Source organism: Jongsikchunia kroppenstedtii DSM 45133 (assembly GCF_000380485.1).
GTDB classification, from domain to species: Bacteria; Actinomycetota; Actinomycetes; order Mycobacteriales; family Mycobacteriaceae; genus Jongsikchunia; species Jongsikchunia kroppenstedtii.
In genome coordinates, this window is sequence record NZ_AQYG01000042.1 from 34443 (window position 1) to 52711 (window position 18269).

General features: G+C 66.9%; 18 protein-coding genes. 11 read left to right on the top strand and 7 right to left on the bottom strand.

Translation table 11 applies throughout. The features are described from left to right. Positions 1-42: 42 nt before the first annotated feature. The gene (locus G341_RS0106280; RefSeq protein ID WP_026303317.1) at positions 43-1512 is read right to left on the bottom strand and encodes a DHA2 family efflux MFS transporter permease subunit; all 1470 of its coding nucleotides are present in this window, start codon (positions 1510-1512) and stop codon (positions 43-45) included. Beyond that, entirely contained in the window at positions 1509-2060 is a 552-nt protein-coding gene (locus tag G341_RS21220; protein ID WP_018178262.1) for a MarR family winged helix-turn-helix transcriptional regulator, read from the bottom strand. Before G341_RS21220 ends, G341_RS0106280 begins: the two co-directional genes overlap by 4 nt. Positions 2061-2184: 124 nt before the next feature. Between G341_RS21220 and G341_RS0106290 the strand changes: the two genes are divergently transcribed. The 5 genes from G341_RS0106290 (at position 2185) to G341_RS0106310 (ending at position 5803) form a co-directional block, all read left to right on the top strand. Next, complete coding sequence (locus G341_RS0106290) at positions 2185-2667, top strand: glutathione peroxidase (RefSeq protein ID WP_018178263.1); 483 nt, start codon at positions 2185-2187, stop codon at positions 2665-2667. A gap of 194 nt (positions 2668-2861) precedes the next feature. Then, positions 2862-3566, top strand: coding sequence for a DUF2334 domain-containing protein (locus G341_RS0106295; RefSeq protein WP_018178264.1), 705 nt, complete (start codon positions 2862-2864; stop codon positions 3564-3566). A 43-nt stretch (positions 3567-3609) separates the two neighbouring features. After that, positions 3610-3846 (top strand): phosphoribosylformylglycinamidine synthase subunit PurS, encoded by a 237-nt coding sequence (gene purS / locus G341_RS0106300; protein ID WP_018178265.1) that lies wholly within the window; start codon positions 3610-3612, stop codon positions 3844-3846. After that, entirely contained in the window at positions 3846-4526 is a 681-nt protein-coding gene (gene purQ, locus G341_RS0106305; RefSeq protein WP_018178266.1) for a phosphoribosylformylglycinamidine synthase subunit PurQ, read from the top strand. The genes purS and purQ overlap by 1 nt, the downstream gene beginning before the upstream one ends. A gap of 17 nt (positions 4527-4543) precedes the next feature. After that, positions 4544-5803, top strand: a complete 1260-nt coding sequence (locus G341_RS0106310; protein ID WP_026303318.1) for a M18 family aminopeptidase — start codon at positions 4544-4546, stop codon at positions 5801-5803. Between the two features lie 7 nt (positions 5804-5810). On the opposite strand, the gene G341_RS0106315 is transcribed toward G341_RS0106310, so the two are convergent. Next, positions 5811-7088, bottom strand: a complete 1278-nt coding sequence (locus G341_RS0106315; RefSeq protein WP_155826813.1) for a PQQ-binding-like beta-propeller repeat protein — start codon at positions 7086-7088, stop codon at positions 5811-5813. Positions 7089-7136: 48 nt separating this feature from the next. Between G341_RS0106315 and G341_RS0106320 the strand changes: the two genes are divergently transcribed. Then, positions 7137-8201, top strand: a complete 1065-nt coding sequence (locus G341_RS0106320) for an alpha/beta fold hydrolase (RefSeq protein WP_018178269.1) — start codon at positions 7137-7139, stop codon at positions 8199-8201. A 194-nt stretch (positions 8202-8395) separates the two neighbouring features. Then, positions 8396-9394: an esterase/lipase family protein gene (locus tag G341_RS21225; protein WP_018178270.1), complete on the top strand. Its 999-nt coding sequence runs from the start codon at positions 8396-8398 to the stop codon at positions 9392-9394. A gap of 18 nt (positions 9395-9412) precedes the next feature. On the opposite strand, the gene G341_RS22955 is transcribed toward G341_RS21225, so the two are convergent. From G341_RS22955 to G341_RS0106340, 3 genes are all read right to left on the bottom strand, one after another. Beyond that, entirely contained in the window at positions 9413-10375 is a 963-nt protein-coding gene (locus tag G341_RS22955; RefSeq protein WP_018178271.1) for an RDD family protein, read from the bottom strand. A 140-nt stretch (positions 10376-10515) separates the two neighbouring features. Beyond that, positions 10516-11202, bottom strand: coding sequence for a lysophospholipid acyltransferase family protein (locus tag G341_RS0106335; protein ID WP_018178272.1), 687 nt, complete (start codon positions 11200-11202; stop codon positions 10516-10518). A 73-nt stretch (positions 11203-11275) separates the two neighbouring features. Further along, positions 11276-12124 (bottom strand): alpha/beta fold hydrolase, encoded by an 849-nt coding sequence (locus tag G341_RS0106340; protein ID WP_018178273.1) that lies wholly within the window; start codon positions 12122-12124, stop codon positions 11276-11278. A gap of 78 nt (positions 12125-12202) precedes the next feature. On the opposite strand from G341_RS0106340, the gene G341_RS0106345 reads away from it, so the two are divergent. Beyond that, complete coding sequence (locus tag G341_RS0106345; protein WP_026303319.1) at positions 12203-12808, top strand: TetR/AcrR family transcriptional regulator; 606 nt, start codon at positions 12203-12205, stop codon at positions 12806-12808. 3 nt (positions 12809-12811) lie between these two features. On the opposite strand, the gene G341_RS0106350 is transcribed toward G341_RS0106345, so the two are convergent. Then, a complete protein-coding gene (locus tag G341_RS0106350) occupies positions 12812-13561 on the bottom strand; it encodes a hypothetical protein (protein ID WP_018178275.1) in 750 nt (249 codons plus the stop codon). Between the two features lie 191 nt (positions 13562-13752). Between G341_RS0106350 and G341_RS0106355 the strand changes: the two genes are divergently transcribed. The 3 genes from G341_RS0106355 to G341_RS0106365 all read left to right on the top strand — a co-directional run bounded on the left by G341_RS0106355 (position 13753) and on the right by G341_RS0106365 (position 18208). Next, the gene (locus G341_RS0106355; protein WP_018178276.1) at positions 13753-14268 is read left to right on the top strand and encodes a nuclear transport factor 2 family protein; all 516 of its coding nucleotides are present in this window, start codon (positions 13753-13755) and stop codon (positions 14266-14268) included. A gap of 11 nt (positions 14269-14279) precedes the next feature. After that, positions 14280-15395, top strand: coding sequence for an NADH:flavin oxidoreductase (locus G341_RS0106360; protein ID WP_018178277.1), 1116 nt, complete (start codon positions 14280-14282; stop codon positions 15393-15395). Positions 15396-15670: 275 nt separating this feature from the next. After that, the gene (locus tag G341_RS0106365) at positions 15671-18208 is read left to right on the top strand and encodes an ATP-dependent Clp protease ATP-binding subunit (protein WP_018178278.1); all 2538 of its coding nucleotides are present in this window, start codon (positions 15671-15673) and stop codon (positions 18206-18208) included. Positions 18209-18269 lie beyond the last annotated feature (61 nt).

Consider the following 18269-nt stretch of genomic DNA (forward strand, 5'->3'; position numbering starts at 1 on the left):
GGTGTCGCGGGCGTCCGCAGGTGTTGGGAATGCGTTTGGGGCTTAGTGCATCAACACCGGTTGCGGGGCGTCGACATCCTGGTCGGAGTCGGCGGCCGCGGGCTTGGTCCGGGGCAGGAACCAGGCCGGGATCCAGGTGACCAGCACCAGCACAGCGGACACGGTGAACGCGATGCCGAATGCCGATGCGGCAGAAGAGCTGTGGGCCATCGACACTTCGTGCACGCCGCGGCTCTTCATCGCGCTGGTGAGGATGACGGTGATGATCGCGGTACCGATCGATCCGGAGACCTGCTGGACGACGTTCATCAGCGTCGAACCGTGCGGCACCTCGATCGGCTTCAGGGTGGAGAGCGCGGCCGACATGATCGGCATCATCGTCATACCCATACCGAGACCCTGGACGAACAGCAGGCCGCACAGGAGCCAGTACGACGTGTCGGCGCCGACCCAGATGAAGCCGCCGAGGCCGATCGTGATCAGGCCGATGCCGGTCAGCACGAACTTTCCGGGGCCGATCTTGTCGGTCATGCGACCGGCGACCGGCATCGTCAGCATGGCGCCCAAACCCTGTGGGGCGACGAGCAGTCCGGCCATGACGGTCGATTCGCCGCGCACACCGATGAAGTACTGCGGGTAGAGCAGCATGGCGCCGAAGAAGGCGATCATGAAGGTGACCATGCAGACCACCGACCAGGCCAGCTTCGGGTTGCGCAGCAGGTGCAGATCCAGCAGCGGGGTCTTGGCACTCAGCGAGCGCCAGATGAAGCCCGCGACCAGCACGACGCCGACGGCCATGCAGCCGAGGACCTTGGCATCCATGAAGGTGCCCTTGTCATTGCTGGACGAGACGCCGTACAGGAAGATCGCGAGACCCGGTGAGAGCAGCAGCAGTCCGACGAAGTCGAAGGGTGCCTTGACGCGTTCGTTGTCGCTGGGGAGCACGAAGTACGCATACGCCAGTGCAACCACCGCGATCGGAACGTTGATCAGGAAGATCCAGTGCCAGGACAGGTACTCGATGAGCACGCCGCCGAGGATCGGGCCGAGGATCGGGCCGAGCAGCATCGGGATGCCGAGCACGGCCATCAGCGAGCCCATTCGACCCGGGCCGGCGGCGCGGGTGAGGATCATCATGCCGACCGGCATCAGCATGCCGCCGCCGAGACCCTGCAGCATGCGGAACGCGACGAGCGATCCGATGTTCCAGGCCAGGGCACACAGCACCGAGCCGATGACGAAGAACAGCATCGACGCCATGTAGACGCGTTTGGTGCCGAAACGGTTTGCGGCCCAGGCGGAGATCGGGATCACCGCGGCGAGGGCGAGGGTGTAGCCGGTGGCGGTCCACGCGACCGTGGACGGATTGGTGACGTCGAATGCTTTCGCGAATTCGTTCTGCGCCACCGACACCACGGTGGTGTCGAGGATCGACATGATCGCGCCGAGCACGACGGCGAACGCAACCATGTACGTGCGCCTGTCGAGGGGCGCAACGGTTGGGGCGGTCATGGTGTGCCTTTCGGGGTTGCGGTGTTCGGGGTGGACCTGATCGCCGTCATGGCGGGGTCGGCCGGACCGAGGTAGTCGCCGTTGATGACCTCGGTGAGAACGTTGAAGAACCGGTCCCGTAAGGGATCCGGCAGGCTGCCGACGAAGTCGCGCACACGATCTTCCTTGGCGCCCATCCAGGAAGCGAGTTCTTTTTCCGCTTCGCCGGTGAGGGACACGCGCTTGACCCGTCGGTCAGCCGTGTCCTCGCGTCGATCGACCAGGCCGAGCTGCACCAGTTTGTCGACGGCCCGACCAGTCGCGGCCACCGACAGCGACAGCGACTCGGCGAGCTCATTGACCGACAGCGTGCCCTTGGCCCGCAGCACGAGCAGCGACTTGAAGTGGCTGAATCCGAGATCGGAGTTCATGAAGCTGTGGTCGACCGAGTTCGAATTGGCATCGTTCACCAGCCGGGACACGAAATCGTGGATCGCGTCGGCGACGTCGGCGATGGAGGGTGATCCGCTCGTCGGCGCACTGGTTGAGCGTGCAGTGGTAGATGACACGAACGCAATAGTAACGCCAACGCAACTATTAATACAAACGCAAATTTTGGTGATGCTCAGCACCGGGCCGCATAGGTGTGATCTGGGTCGCCTCGGGTCGGTGGTCGTCCGATAGCCTCGGAACATGACGGCAATCAAGAACATCCCCCTGCAGACCCTGGCCGGTGAAGACACCTCGCTGGCCGCCTTCGACGGCCCGATCCTGGTGGTCAATGTGGCCAGCAAATGCGGTCTGACCCCGCAGTACACCGGTCTGGAGAAGCTCGCCGAGGACTATCGCGACCGCGGCCTGACGGTCGTGGGCGTGCCGTGCAACCAGTTCATGGGGCAGGAGCCGGGAACCGCGGAGGAGATCGCCACCTTCTGCTCGACGAACTACGGCGTCACCTTCCCGCTGATGGCTAAGACCGACGTCAACGGCGACGACCGGCACCCGCTGTATGCCGAGCTCACCAAGGCCGCCGACGCAGACGGCGAGGCCGGCGATATTCAGTGGAACTTCGAGAAGTTCCTGGTCGGCCGGGACGGCACGGTGGTCGGCCGGTTCCGCCCGCGCACCGAGCCGGACGCGCCGGAAGTTGTCACCGCCATCGAGGCCGCGCTCTGATCGGCGCCAGGTGAACGCCCAGCGGCGTTCTCAGTCGGTCGGCATAGCTCCGCGATTACCGACCTCCTTCGGCCTTGCTGGGTCGTCCACCTGATCGCCGATCAGGTTGTTTGGCGCTGGCTGATCCTGCAGAGTTGGGGTGACGTCCACCTGGACGACATCGACGTCACATCTCGGCGGCCCACACTGGCGTCATGACAGGACAGCTGATCGTCTCCGTGTCGGGCATCCGAGCCGAGACGCTGCAGCGCGCCCAGGAGTTCGTCGCCGACCTGGATCGGCGGGAGATCCCGGTGTCGCTGCTGGTGTCGCCGCGGCTCAAACACGGATATCGCCTCGCCGACGACCGTCCGACGGTCGACTGGCTGCGCGAGCGCCGGGCCGGCGACGATGCGATCGTGCTGCACGGTTACGACCAGGCGCCCACCAAACGCCGTCGGGCCGAGTTCGCGGTGATCGACGCCCATGAGGCGCGGCTGCGGCTCACCGCCGCCGACCGGGTGCTCGAGCAGACCGGTCTGCGCACCCGGATCTTCGCGGCGCCGCGCTGGAGCGCCTCGCCGGGAGCCGTGCAGGCACTGCTACCCACCGGCTTCCGCGCGAACCTGGGCTTCACCTCGATGCAGAACCTGGCCGCCGGCACGGCCGTCCGCGCCCGCGTCCTCGGGTTCGGCGACGGATTTCCGGACGAGGCCTGGTGGTGCCGGATGGTGGTGATGAACACGAACCGGGTCGCTCGTCGCGGCGGGGTGGTGCGGCTGTCGGTGGCCGCCAAGCACCTGTCGACGCCGCTCGTCCGCCGAGCCCTTCTCAACGGCATCGACCTGGCCGTTCATCACGGCGCCACCCCGGCGACCTACCGCGGGTTCACCGCCAAGCCGGTCATCGCCGCCGCCTGATCGACCGGTAAAGTCTGGCCTGCAACCAGCCAGAGGAGGACGCGTGGCGCGAGTAGTGGTCGACATCATGCCCAAGGCCGAGATCCTGGACCCGCAGGGCCAGGCGATCGTCGGAGCACTGGGCCGTCTCGGCTTCGGCGGGGTCAGCGATGTCCGTCAGGGCAAGCGTTTCGAGCTCGAGGTCGACGGCAGCGTCGACGACGATTCGCTGCAGCGCATCGCATCGGAGCTGCTGGCGAACACCGTCATCGAAGACTTCACGGTCACCCGGGTTCAGTGATGAGCGCCCGTATCGGAGTCATCACCTTCCCGGGGACCCTCGACGATGTCGACGCGTCCCGCGCGGTCCGGTTGGCCGGGGCCGAGGCGGTTGATCTCTGGCATGGCGACGCCGACCTCAAAGGCGTTGACGCCGTTGTCGTCCCGGGCGGGTTCAGCTACGGCGACTATCTGCGGGCCGGCGCCATCGCGCGATTCGCCCCGGTGATGGGTGAGGTCGTCGCAGCCGCGGCGAAGGGCATGCCGGTTCTGGGGATCTGCAACGGATTCCAGGTGCTGTGCGAGGCCGGACTGCTGCCGGGCGCGCTGACCCGTAACGAGGGGCTGCACTTCATCTGCCGCGACCAGTGGCTGCGCGTCGAGAACGCCGGTTCGGCGTGGAGCACCCGCTATGACGAGGGCGCGGAGATCCTGATCCCCCTGAAGTCGGGCGAGGGCCGCTATGTCGCTGACGAACACACCCTCGACGAGCTCGAAGGCGAGGGCCGGGTGGTCTTCCGGTACGCCGGCGACAACCCGAATGGGTCGATGCGTTCGATCGCCGGCATCTCCAGCGACAACGGCCGGGTCGTCGGCCTGATGCCGCACCCGGAGCACGCCACCGAGCCCCTCACCGGACCGTCCGACGACGGCCTCGGGCTCTTCTATTCAGCACTGGACGCCATCCTCACTCCCGCCTAGGCCGCTAGGGTTGGCCCATGAATACCGCTGCTACTGCTGACGGGCTCTGTTCCTTCGTCGACGCCTCGCCGTCGCCGTTCCACGTCTGCGAAAGCGTGGCGAAGGTGTTGGCGGACAACGGGTTCACTCCACTCGATGAGACCCAACCGTGGTCGGCCGGCGGTCGACGGTATGTGATCCGCGGCGGATCGATCATCGCGTGGGACGACTCGAACGCCAGCGGGGCCTTCCGAGTGGTCGGCGGCCACACCGATAGTCCCAATCTTCGGGTCAAGCAGCACCCCAACGGGCGGGTCGGCGATCTGCGGATGGTCGCCCTCGAACCGTACGGCGGGGCGTGGTTGAACTCCTGGCTCGACCGCGATCTCGGGCTGTCCGGCCGTATCGCGATCAGTGATGGGAAGTCGCTGCAGCACAAGCTGATCCACATTCAGGCGCCGATCCTGCGAGTGCCGCAGCTGGCGATCCACCTGTCCGAGGACCGCAAGGGCGTCTCGCTCGATCCGCAGCGTCACCTCAACGCCATCATCGGGGTCGGCCCCGGCCCCACGCTGTTCGAGCTGGTGGCCGCGAGTGCAGAGGTCGATCCCCGCCGGATCGTCGGCTGGGAGCTGATGACGCACGACCTGACCCCGAGCCGGGTGGTCGGCATCGACAGCGACCTGATCAGCGCGCCGCGACTGGACAACCAGGGCACCTGCTACGCCGGACTGAATGCCTTCATCGCCGCCCTGGGTGACCAGCGGTACGTGCCGTTGCTGGCGCTCTTCGATCACGAAGAGGTCGGCAGCGGGTCGGATCGGGGCGCGGCGTCGAACTTCCTGTCGACCGTGCTGGAACGAATCATCCTGGCGCGCGGGGGTTCTCGTGACGACTACCTGCAAGCGATGGCCGGCAGCGCCTGCGCGTCGGGCGACATGGCGCATGCCACGCATCCGAATTATCCCGACCGGCACGAGCCGGCGCATCAGATCGCCGTCAACGGCGGTCCGGTGCTGAAGGTCAACCAGAACCTGCGCTACGCGTCCGATGCCGACGGCGAGGGGTTGTTCGCCCTGGCCGCCGAGCAGGCCGGAGTTCCGTTGCAGCGCTACGTGCACCGCGCCGATCTGCCCTGCGGCTCGACGATCGGCCCCATCACGGCCACCCGCACCGGGCTCACCACGGTCGACGTCGGGGCTCCGCAGCTCGCGATGCACAGCGCCCGGGAGATGATGGGCGCCGATGACGTCGGCATGTACGCGGCCGCGCTGGCGGCGTTCCTGCGGCCGCAGTAGCGCGATATCAGCTGGGTGCCAGGACGCTGAGCACCCCGTTCGCGACGATCGTGAGATAGCCGTCGACGATCGCCGGGGTGCCGCCCAGCTCATCCGGGGTCTCCCAGGCGACGTGGCCGGTGTGCGTATCGAAGGCGGTCAGCAGGCCCGAACTGTCGGCGAAGACCATGCGCGAGGTGTTCGCGCCCACGCAGCGCAGGCCGCGGACGTCGCGACGCGGATCGGGCCCATCGGGGCGCATGATCTTGCCGAGTTGCTTGCCGCTGTGCAGCCCCAGGATCAGACGCGAGTCATCGAATTTGCGCAGCATCGCGATGTCGCCGCAGGTGATCGCCGCGGCCGTGGACAGCTGCGGATTGGTCGCCTTCCACAGCGCCGTCTTGCGCGAGGGGTCGTAGGCCACGAAAGTGCCCTGGACCGGGGGCAACTCGCCGGTTCCGGAGGCCGCGGTGACGACCGGCAGTGACGACGGGCCGTGCAGCAGTTCCTGCCGGTCGGCGGTGGTCACGTGAGAGCCGTTCAGCCGATAGAAATCGACGGCTCGGTGATTCCCGTTCTGCTGCACCGCGATTCCGTCCGCGTAGGCAGTCGCAGTACAGCTGGCGCAGCTGTACTGCTCATGGCCGTTCGTCGGGTCGATCAGGTAGGTGCGGGCGCTCGCGGTCTGCACGATGATGGAACCGTCCGTCGTGGTCAGCGCCGGCGCCGAGTCGAACTCCCGCTGCCACACGGTCTTTCCGTCGGGAGTGATGCGGGTGACGGAATTCTCGATGTTGTTCGCGAGGAGGAAGTCGTCGCCCTGCGCGGCCACCTCGGTGGCGACGGGCGCGTCGTGACGCGGCCCGAGGCTCCCGCCGTCCTGCGTGCTGTAGAAGCCGTCCGGGCGGTTGTCGAGCGGCGACTGGACGGAGCAGCCGATGACGCCGCTGTCGGCGATGGCGCACTGACCGAATCCTGCATCGATGGCGGGCGCTGCGGAGCGCTTGCCCGAGCTGGAATCGAGCGTGGCGAACACGTTGTCCTGGTTGATGCTGCTGCGCACCAGCCACGTCGAGCCGACGGAATCGATGACGCTGACATCGGCGCCGACCTGCGGTTGCAGGCTGCCCAGATCCGCGGTCCACTTCACGTCCGGCTGCTTGTCATAACCCCGGATCTGTCCGCCCGTGTAGTCCGGGTGGTCGTCGTACCCGGCGTACATCATGGCGCCGACCGAAACTACGGTGATCACCGACAGCACCAGCACGACCAGACCCATGCCGGGGCGCCATTTCGCAGCTCGCATGCCTGACAGTCAACCACTTCCCGGACGAACGTCTGTATAACTGTCACGGTGAGCGACCGGCAGGATCCCGCAGCGGACGAGAGCTCTGCCCGCAGCGCCCTATCGGTGCGAAGGCTGCTGGGCGATGCCATCGCCGCGCCGCTGAACGTCGCCCGATTGGTGAGCCAGGCCGTCGAGTCGGTCCCGATGCGGGCGACCGCACCCCCGAAGGACGCGCCGCCGGCCGCGATGCAGGTGTCGTACAACTTCTTCTCCGGCATCGGGCCGGAGATCAGGCATCCGGGCGGATCGCTGCCGGGATCGAATCGCTGGGGCGTGCGTCCGTCTGCCGAGCATCCGGTGCCGGTCGTGCTGGCGCACGGCACCGGCGGGGGAGCGCAAACCAATTGGGGCACCTATGTTCCGCTGCTGGCCAACGCCGGTTACTCGGTCTTCTCTCTGACCTACGGGGCGATCCCGGGCAGCCGGTGGCCCATCTCGGCGATCGGCGGAATGGCTCCGATGGAAGACAGCGCCGCCGAGTTCGGACGCTTCATCGATCGGGTGCTGGAGTCGACCGGCGCCGAGCAGGTCGACGTCGTGGGCCATTCGCAGGGCACGTTGATGCCCAACTACTACGCCCGATTCCTCGGTGGCGCGCCGAAGATCCGCAAGTACATCTCGTTGGCGCCGTTGTGGAACGGGACGACCGCCTTCGGGGTCGACGTCTGGCGGCGGCTGGATATTCGGCTCGGGGTCAATCCGATGGACGTGATCCCGTGCCAGTCCGCGGCGCAGATGGCGGCGGGCTCGAATTTCATCACGCAGATGAATGCGCCGGTCGAACGTGCGCCGGGTGTCATCGAGTCGGGTCCGTACGTGCCGGGAATCGAATACACGAACATCTCCACGCGACACGACGAGTTCGTCGTGCCCTACACCAGCGGTCAGGTCGAGCCTGGACCCGACGACGCGGTCACCAACATCGTCGTGCAAACCGATTGCACGAAGGACTATTCCGATCATCTCGGTATCGCCGGTTCACCGCGCGCGGCACGGCTGGTGCTCAATGCGCTCGATCCGGCGAGCTCTGAGGATGTTCCGTGCCTGTATGTGCCACCGTTCTTCGGTTGAGTAGTCATCGCCCGATACGTTGAGGCGCAACAGTCGTGGTGGATCTATTCGCCGCCGAGCCGACAGGTTGGACAGTCGCTACGCAGGCCGGGCGATCCTTAATGCGTTGGACCCGGCGAGTTCTCAGGATGTTCCTGCGCGTCTGTGCCACCATTCTTGAGGTGAGTAATCAGCGCCTGATACCCCGCATTGCGATGGCGGTATTCGGGTTGCTCGGGGCGATGTTGCTGGTACCGGCGACCGCCGGAGCCACGCCGGTGACGTCGGGCGGACAGCTGCCCGTTCCCTATGACTTCTTCGTCGGAGCCCGCGCCGAGCTGGCGAATCCGGGTGGTTCGCTCCCGGGGTCGAACGACTGGCAGTGCCGTCCGTCGGCGGCTCATCCGAACCCGGTGGTGCTGGTGCACGGCACCGGCGGCAACCGCCAGACCAATTGGGCGACAATGGTCCCGGCTCTGCACAATGCCGGCTTCTGCGTCTTCGCGCTGACCTACGGGGCCCAGCCGGGCACGCCGTGGCCGATCAGCGGACTGGGCGGGCTGATCGATATGCGCAGCAGTGCGGAGCAATTGAAAACCTTCGTGGCCCGCGTGCTGGCCGCCACCGGTGCCGAGAAGGTCGATATCGTCGGTCACTCCGAGGGCACGCTGATGCCCGAGTACTACGTGAAATACCTTGGCGGCGCGCGATTCGTGGACACCTACGTCTCGTTGGCGCCGTACTGGAAGGGGCAGGACAGCAGCGCTTGCAACTCGGCTCTGGCCTTCATGCAGGCGCTCGGCATCGGTCGACTGTGGCCGTACCCGGAATGTAATCAGGAGCAGTACGGGTCGGAATTCATGAACGAGATCAATTCCGGCGGAACGCCGTACGTGGCCGGCGTGCGCTACGTGAACGTGATGACCCGCTACGACGGCATCGTGGAACCGTATGACGACGGATTCGTCCCCGGGCCGGACACGACGAATATCGTTCTGCAGGACAGCTGCCCGGCCGATCACTCCGACCATCTCTCGATCGTGGCGTCGCCCCGCACGGTCAGCATCGTGCTCAACGCGATCGACAAGACACGACAGTGGACCATTCCGTGTCTGCCGATCGCGCCGGGGCTATCCGGGGCGCCCGCGGTGACGGGCGGTCAGCGGGTGGCACCGGCCAGCTGGTCGATCGCCGTGACCCGGCCGGTGCCCTGACCCGCTGCTGCCAGGCGATCAGCCGCCCAGCGACGACCGTTCGACGACAAGTGTTTTCGCGACCTTGTCGTGCCAGCCCTGCCGGTAGTTCGAATCGAAGAACGGGCTGATCGCGTCGAGCGGCACGACGAACATCAGCGCCCGGCCGAGCGCCCGTCCCGAGGTCACCGGCCCGCCGGTGGCTTCGTCGACGATCGTGGCGCCGACGGCCTTCTTGCCGATCGTCGATCCGGTCTTCGCCACCATCAGCCACTGATAGAGGATCGGCAGGACGGCGCCGATCACCAGCAGCACGATGCCGGCGGCGACCGCGCCGGGGTTGAAGTGGACGATCTCGCAGGACGCGTACGAGCCGTCCGACCGGGTGCATGGCTCGTATCTGCCGGTGTAGTCGGCGGTTCCGAACATCACGCCGAAACCGGCGCCGAAGAAGACGGCCAGCATGAACCAGCAGATCACCGCGTCGAGAATGTAGGCGCCGACCCGGGCGCCGAACGATGTCAGCGATACGACGCGGCCGTTGGCGATGGTGCGGGTGTCTCCGCCGCCGCCCATCGCGGGCGCGTAGCCGGCCTGCGCGGGCGCGCCGGGATAGCCCGGTTGCGTCTGGCCATACGGGGATTGGCCGAATCCGGCCTGGCCATAATCCTGTTGGCCGTAATTCTGTTGGCCATAGCCCTGTTGCCCGTAGCCCGGCTGGCCGTATCCCGGTTGACCCGGCGTCTGCTGGCCGTAGCCGGGGTAGCCCGGTTGACCCCCGGTGGGCTGGCCGGCGGCGGGCTGTCCATAGGCCGGTGGCTGCTCGCCGTACGCCGGCGGCTGCGCACCGTAGGTCGGTGCCTGACCGGCCTGCGGGTACGGCGGCGGCGTCTGGCCGTATTCGGGCGCGGGGCTGAAGTCGGCGGCCGGATTCGGCGCGGGATCGCCGGCGGCGTTCTCGTCGGGTTGCGGCTGATTCGGGTCCGGCGGGTTGGACGTCACAGTCTCTCCTGGGCTCGGTGGGCTCGGGCGGGGGACTGCCCGGTTTTGGTGACTATTCAGTCAAACAATGCCACGAGGGTCGGCTCAATGGGGAGAACTGCCCGCGCCGCACTCCGGCCCCGGGCCGCCACGCCTCGTCGCTACTTTCCGGCGCTCCCGGGCTTGGCGTAGACGTCGACGTATTCCTGGCCGGTGCGCTCCCTGATCCGGGTCATCAACGTGTCGGTGGCCTCGCGAATCTCCTGCTCATTGCCGGCGTGGACATGACTCAGGTCGAGCGCCGGCAGGATGTCGACCGTCACCCGGCGCTTCCAGAAGTTCTTGATGGTGCGGTTGTCGGTGCCCGAGAGTGCGATCGGGATGATCGGGGTGCCGGTGGCCACCGCGACCCGCACCACGCCGGTCTTGCCGCGATACATCCGGCCATCCGGCGACCGGGTGCCCTCGGGGTGGATGCCCCAGGCGCCGCCGCCGTCGACGATCCCGGTCGCGGCGTCGATCGCGGGGGACGCCTTCGCGCCGCCGGCCCGGTCGACCGGAATCTGTCCCATGCCCGAGAAGAAGACCTTCTTGAACTTGCCGCGCAGTCCCGGCTGGGTGAAATAGTCGGACTTCGCGAGGAACATCACCGGTCGCCGGGCCGATTGCACGACATAGAACGAGTCGGAGATGGCCAGGTGGTTGGCGGCGAGGATCACCGGACCGGTACGCGGGACATTTTGCTGCCCAGTCACTTTCGGGCGTCCCCAGACGAACAGGAACGGGCCGATGAGGAGATGTCGGGCCACGCGATAGCGAAAGGCCTGGCGGAGGCTCTGGATGGACATCACCGATGTCTACCACTGTGCCGCCGTCTATGTGATCGGCTTGGCCGCGCTCGCGTGGTCGGGCGCGCTCGCGTCAGCCGGCGGACACCGTGACCTCGGCGATCCCGTTCGCGACGGACTCCGGATCGTCGAGCGGAATGAAGGTCGATACGCCCGGAACCTCGATCAGCGTGGAATTGGGCATCATCTCGTGCAGCCGCCGCGCGTACTCCGGCTTGAAGGCCTTGTCTGCCTGGCCCCAGATCAGCACGAGCGGCTTGTCGAAGTCCGCGGCCATCCGATGTGTCATGTCATCGAGTTCGGCCCCGTTGAGGTTACGCAGGAGACGGGCGAGGTCGAGTCGAATTCTTTTGTCGGACAAGGCTGGATCGATCCAGCTGCGCGTCAGTTCGGGCTCCGCGGTGCGCGTCAATGCGCCGAAGCCCAGCACCGATTGCCGGATCGCGGTGGGCTTCGTCGCCGCGATCGAGGCTTTGATCGTCCGATCGCCGCGCATCGAGGAGAACATGATGTTGAACGGGAACGGCGGGAACTTGTCGAAGGTGTCGCAGTTGGTCAGCACCAGTCGGCCGATCCGCGAATCGTCGATGTTGACCAGGAATTGGCAGATTCCGCCGCCGGAATCGTTGCCGACGAGGGTGACGTCGCGCAGGCCGAGCGCATCGAGGAAATCGTTGATGGCCCGCGCCAGGGTCTGCGGCGACAGCTCCTGCATGGGGTCGGCCGGCTTGGTGTGGGAGCCGAGCGGCAGCGTCGGCTGGTAGCAGCGGTAGCCGCGGGCGGCGAGGAGGTCGGCGGTGCGATCCCAGAGATGGCCGTCGACCAGGACTCCGTGGATGAAGACGACGGGCGGATGGGGAGAGTCTTCGGGTCCCACGACCCGGTAGTCGATGGTGGCCAGTGGGAGGGCGATATCTTGCATGTTGTTCTCCGGTCGGTCGGTTTCCCCGGTGCGATACTGAGTTACAAACACTCTGTACGTAAGTTACATACACACTGCATGGAAGTCAATAGGCGCACTCAAGCGGAAAGGTCGGCCACCACGCGCGCGGCGCTGGTGTCGGCCGGTAGAAAGCTGTTCGCTGCCAATGGATTCGCGGCGGTCGGCACGCCGGCGATCGCGGCGGAAGCCGGGGTCACCCGCGGTGCCCTCTATCACCAGTTCGAGGACAAGACCGAGCTCTTCGCAGCGGTGTTCGACGAGGTCGAGCAGGAGGTCACCGCCCGCATGGTGGAGATCGTCGCCGCGGCCGGCGTCACCGAACCGATGGCCGCGATCGTCGCCGCGGTCGACGCCTGGTTCGACATCTCCGCCGAGCCCGAGGTGCATCGGATCGTGCTCATCGAGGCACCCGCGGCGCTCGGCTGGGCGCGCTGGCGGGAGCTGGGCGTCAAGTACACGCTGGGGATGACCGAGCAGATGCTGGCCGGCGCGATGGCCGTGGGAGCGATCCGCGAGCAGCCGGTGCGGCCGCTCGCGCATGTGCTGATCGGCGCGGTGGACGAGGCGGCCCTGTACATCGCATCGGCGGCCGATCCGGACACCGCGCGCGCCGAGATGCGCGCGATCGTGCGGCAGCTGGTCGACGGGATGGTCGCGCGCTGAGCGTCAGCTGCTGATCGCCGGCGGCTGTGATTCGGGTATCTGGGCAGTGGGCAGCGGCACGTTCCAGCGCAGGGCGTGATGCATGGCGATGACCATCCGTTTGGGATCGGCGGGATGCGCTGGGTCGTGCCACACCACGGTCTCGTGGCCGTCCGCCAGTGGCGCCCGGCCCGGTATCGAGACGATCCGGTTCAGCCGGTAGGCCGTCCCGTCGGCGCCGGTGAACTGGAATGTCACCCAGGTGATGACGTTGCTCGCCTCTTCCCAGTCCCAGGGGCCCAGGCCCGTCTCGATCGCGGTCGCCGGCCGCGGATCCCCGTCGGCCATCAGCTGCAGATCGCGCAGGTAGCGCTTGCGGCGTCGCAGCGGCAGCAGCACGCCGATGAGCAAGCAGACCGCACCCGAACCGGCGAGGACCGCCGCCGCGATGCGGAAATCATCGTTGAGGTCGTCCCGTTCGACGGCCGCCGCGAGTCCCAGTCCGGCCGGAATCCCGAAGAGCGCCAACCCCTGATGCCCGTTGAGATCGATCGGCCAGGGCGCCATCGCGATCAGCCAGCTGATGAGTCCGATGATCGCGAGCAGGAAGCCGACAATCGTGGCGACCGAGGGGGCACTGGAGTATGCGGACGTGCCGAATCCGTAGGCGCCCAGGCCGCTGCCGACGAGCAGTGCGATCGCCGGCAGGGTCGGCGTCGCCGGGCGCCGGGGCCGGGGCTCGACCTCGTAGGGGCCGGGATGGGCGGAGGACATGAGCTATTCAACCCCAGCGATGGGGCGATCGCGGCAAACGGGACTATTGCGATCGGTCGGGCGTGGACGTCCACCCGGATGCCGGCGCGCCCGTCCATCGCGGATCCCCGCAAGGCGATGCTGCCAACGCCCTGTCTGCTCACCGGGATTCGGTCCTTGTGGTCCCGGTCGGGCGGCCGGATAGTCGAAAAATGGCTTCCGATATCTCGCTGACCGCCGCCGAGCAACTCCTCGCCATCGAGGAGATCAAGCGCACCTTCGCCGCTCGACTGCGCTGTATGGATAACAAGCAATGGCATATCTATCCGACGCTGCACACCGAGAACGTGGTGTCGGAGACCTGGGGCGGCCTGCCCGACGACAAGCAGCCGCAGACCGGCGAGACGTCGAACCGGGTCGTCGGCCGCGACAAGCTGACGAAGGCGATCAGCACGCTGCTCGGCGGCCCGACCGTCGTCACCACGGTGCATCACGGGCATTGCCCGGAGATCGAGCTCACCTCCGACACGACGGCGAAGGGGATCTGGTCGATGGAGGACAAGCTCTGGTGGACCAACGGCGACCACGAAGAGCATCTGCACGGCTATGGCCACTACCACGAGGAATACGAGCTGGTCGACGGTCGCTGGTTGATCAGTTATCGCCGGCTGACGCGGCTGCGGGAAGACCGCACGCCCGGATTCTTCGACTTTCTGGCGCCGCTGTGACGGATTCTGCTGTGAGCACGCTCTTCTCGCCGCTTCGGGTCCGGTCGCTGGAGCTGCCCAACCGCATCGTGATGTCGCCGATGACCCGGCAGCATTCGCCGGGTGGCGTCCCGGGCGCCGATGTCGCCGCCTACTACCGGCGACGTGCGGCCGGCGGCACCGGGCTGATCGTGACCGAGGGCGTGGCGATCGATCATCCGAGTGCCGTCGACAGCCCTGCCGTCCCGCGGCTGCACGGTGACGCGGCGTTGGCCGGTTGGCGGCATGTGGTCGACGAGGTGCATGCGGCCGGTGGCCGGATCGTCCCGCAGCTGTGGCATGTGGGTCCGCTGTGGGGCGCGATGGCCGACGTCGATCCGGATGTGGTGCCGATGCGTCCGTCCGGGCTGTGGGGTCGGCCGGGGGTGACGGTGTACCCGCAGGACTACCTCGATGCCAGTGCGACGCCGACGGCCGCGATGACGGATGCCGACCTGGATGCGGTGGTGGCGGCCTACGTGCGATCGGCGCGCAACGCGGTCGCGGCCGGTTTCGACGGCATCGCGATCCACGCCGGGCACGGCTATCTGCTGGATGCGTTCCTGTGGGCCGAGACCAATCGTCGCGACGACCAGTGGGGCGGCGATCTGGAGCGGCGTACTCGGTTCCCGGCCGCGGTGGTCCGGGCGATCCGCCGCGAGATCGGGGACGAGCTGCCGATCTTCTACCGCTTCTCGCAGCACAAGCAGCAGGACTTCGGGGCCCGGGTCGCCGATACGCCCGAGGAGCTCGGGGTGATCCTGCGCGCGCTGGCCGATGCGGGTGTCGACGTCTTCGACGCCAGCTGCCGCCGGTTCGATCAGCCGGCGTTCGACGGGAGCCCGCTGACCCTGGCGGGTTGGGCGAAGGAATTGACGGGCGCGATCAGCATGGCCGTCGGCAGCGTCGGCCTGACCAAGCCGACGCGGGAGGACCGCGTGGTCGAATCGGCCCCGATCGACAATGTGCATCGGCTGCTCGACAGCGGGGAGATCGACCTCATCGCGATCGGCCGGCTGCATCTGGCCGATCCGGCACTCGCATCGACGCTCCGGCGAGGTGCGGTTCCGGCCTTCGACCGCGCCGTTCACGAGGGCCGGCTGCACTAGCGCCGAACCGATTCGACCGGGCACCGCCGGGGCCCGCAGCTCCGATCACGGTGATCGTGGGAGTTCGCTGACGGCGCAACCGGGTATGAAACACCGGCGTGGTCTGCGACGTTAGTCCCTACAGTCAAGGGAACAGTGGCTTGCCGACCGATGAACCACAACGTTGGTCAGTGGTGCTGACCTGCGGCCACTAGAGTGGAGACAAGCCTTCCGCGTCGGGTGCAATTCGGACACCCGCCGCGGAGCAGCTTCAGCTACGAAAGCAAGGAGAGGTGATGTTCGAAAGGTTCACCGATCGCGCTCGCCGCGTTGTCGTCCTGGCCCAAGAAGAGGCCCGGATGCTCAACCACAATTACATCGGTACTGAGCACATCCTGCTCGGCCTGATCCACGAGGGCGAGGGTGTCGCCGCCAAGTCGCTCGAGTCGCTGGGCATCTCGCTGGAAGGTGTGCGCAGCCAGGTCGAGGAGATCATCGGACAGGGGCAACAGGCGCCGTCCGGGCATATCCCGTTCACCCCGCGCGCCAAGAAGGTGCTCGAGCTCTCGCTGCGCGAGGCACTGCAGCTGGGCCACAACTACATCGGCACCGAGCACATCCTGCTCGGCCTGATCCGCGAGGGCGAGGGCGTCGCCGCCCAGGTCCTGGTGAAGCTGGGCGCCGACCTCAACCGGGTGCGTCAGCAGGTCATCCAGCTGCTGTCGGGCTACCAGGGCAAGGAGCCGCAGGAGGCCGGCACCGGCGGGCGCAGCTCGGAGTCGGGCACTCCGTCGACATCGCTGGTCCTGGACCAATTCGGTCGCAACCTGACCGCGGCCGCGGGCGAGGGCAAACTCGACCCGGTCATCGGCCGGGAAAAAGAGATCGAGCGGGTCATGCAGGTGCTGAGCCGTCGCACCAAGAACAACCCGGTGCTGATCGGCGAGCCCGGCGTCGGCAAGACCGCCGTCGTCGAGGGCCTGGCCCAGGCGATCGTCAGCGGCAATGTGCCGGAGACGCTCAAGGACAAGCAGCTGTACACCCTCGACCTCGGGTCGCTGGTGGCAGGCAGCCGCTACCGCGGTGACTTCGAGGAACGTCTGAAGAAGGTCCTCAAGGAGATCAACACCCGCGGCGACATCATCCTGTTCATCGACGAGCTGCACACGCTCGTCGGCGCGGGTGCCGCCGAGGGTGCGATCGACGCCGCGTCGATCCTGAAGCCGAAGCTGGCCCGTGGCGAGCTGCAGACCATCGGCGCCACCACGCTCGACGAGTACCGCAAGTACATCGAGAAGGATGCCGCGCTGGAGCGTCGTTTCCAGCCGGTCCAGGTGGGCGAGCCGACGGTCGAGCACACGATCGAGATCCTCAAGGGACTGCGCGATCGCTACGAGTCGCACCACGGTGTGTCCATCACCGACGGCGCGCTGGTCGCGGCGGCCACGCTGGCCGACCGCTACATCAATGACCGGTTCCTGCCGGACAAGGCGATCGACCTCATCGACGAGGCGGGCGCGCGCATGCGCATCCGCCGGATGACGGCGCCGCCGGATCTGCGCGAGTTCGACGACAAGATCGCCGAGGCCCGCAAGGAGAAGGAATCCGCGATCGACGCGCAGGACTTCGAGAAGGCCGCGAGCCTGCGCAACGAAGAGAAGCAGCTGATCAGCCAGCGCGCCGAGCGTGAAAAGCAGTGGCGCAGTGGCGATATGGACGTCGTGGCCGAGGTCGACGACGAGCAGATCGCCGAGGTCCTGGGCAACTGGACCGGCATCCCCGTGTTCAAGCTGACCGAGGAGGAGACCACTCGGCTGCTGCGCATGGAGGAGGAGCTGCACAAGCGGATCATCGGCCAGGAGGACGCCGTCAAGGCGGTCTCGAAGGCGATCCGGCGCACCCGTGCCGGCCTGAAGGATCCGAAGCGCCCGTCGGGCTCGTTCATCTTCGCCGGCCCGTCCGGTGTCGGTAAGACCGAGCTGTCCAAGGCGCTGGCGAACTTCCTGTTCGGCGAGGACGACGCGCTCATCCAGATCGACATGGGCGAGTTCCACGACCGGTTCACCGCGTCGCGGCTGTTCGGTGCCCCTCCCGGGTACGTCGGCTACGAAGAGGGCGGCCAGCTCACCGAGAAGGTGCGCCGCAAGCCGTTCTCCGTCGTCCTGTTCGACGAGATCGAGAAGGCGCACTCGGAGATCTACAACACCCTGTTGCAGGTCCTCGAGGACGGCCGGCTCACCGACGGTCAGGGTCGCACGGTCGACTTCAAGAACACCGTGCTGATCTTCACCTCGAACCTGGGCACCTCCGACATCTCGAAGGCGGTCGGGCTCGGCTTCACCTCCGGTCAGGACAGCAAGTCCAACTACGAGCGGATGAAGCTGAAGGTCAACGATGAGCTGAAGAAGCACTTCCGCCCGGAGTTCCTGAACCGTATCGACGACGTGATCGTGTTCCACCAGCTCACCGAGCAGCAGATCATCGAGATGGTCGATCTGATGATCGCTCGGGTCGAGAAGCAGCTGAAGAACAAGGACATGCAGCTCGAACTGACCGACAAGGCCAAGAAGCTGCTGAGCCGTCGCGGCTTCGATCCGGTGCTGGGTGCGCGTCCGCTGCGACGCACCATTCAGCGCGAGATCGAGGACCAGCTGTCGGAGAAGATCCTGTTCGGCGAGCTGACCGCCGGCCAGATCGTGCTGGTCGACGTCGAGGGCTGGGACGGCGAGGACGACGGCTCGGACGCCAAGTTCACCTTCCGGGGTGAAGAGGCCGCCAAGCTGCCGGACTCGCCGGTCGAGCTGGCCGTCGGCGGCGAGGGCGAGAGCTCCTAGCGAATCGCTGACAACAGGGGCGCGGATCCGATCGGATCCGCGCCCCTCTTGCATTCGCGGA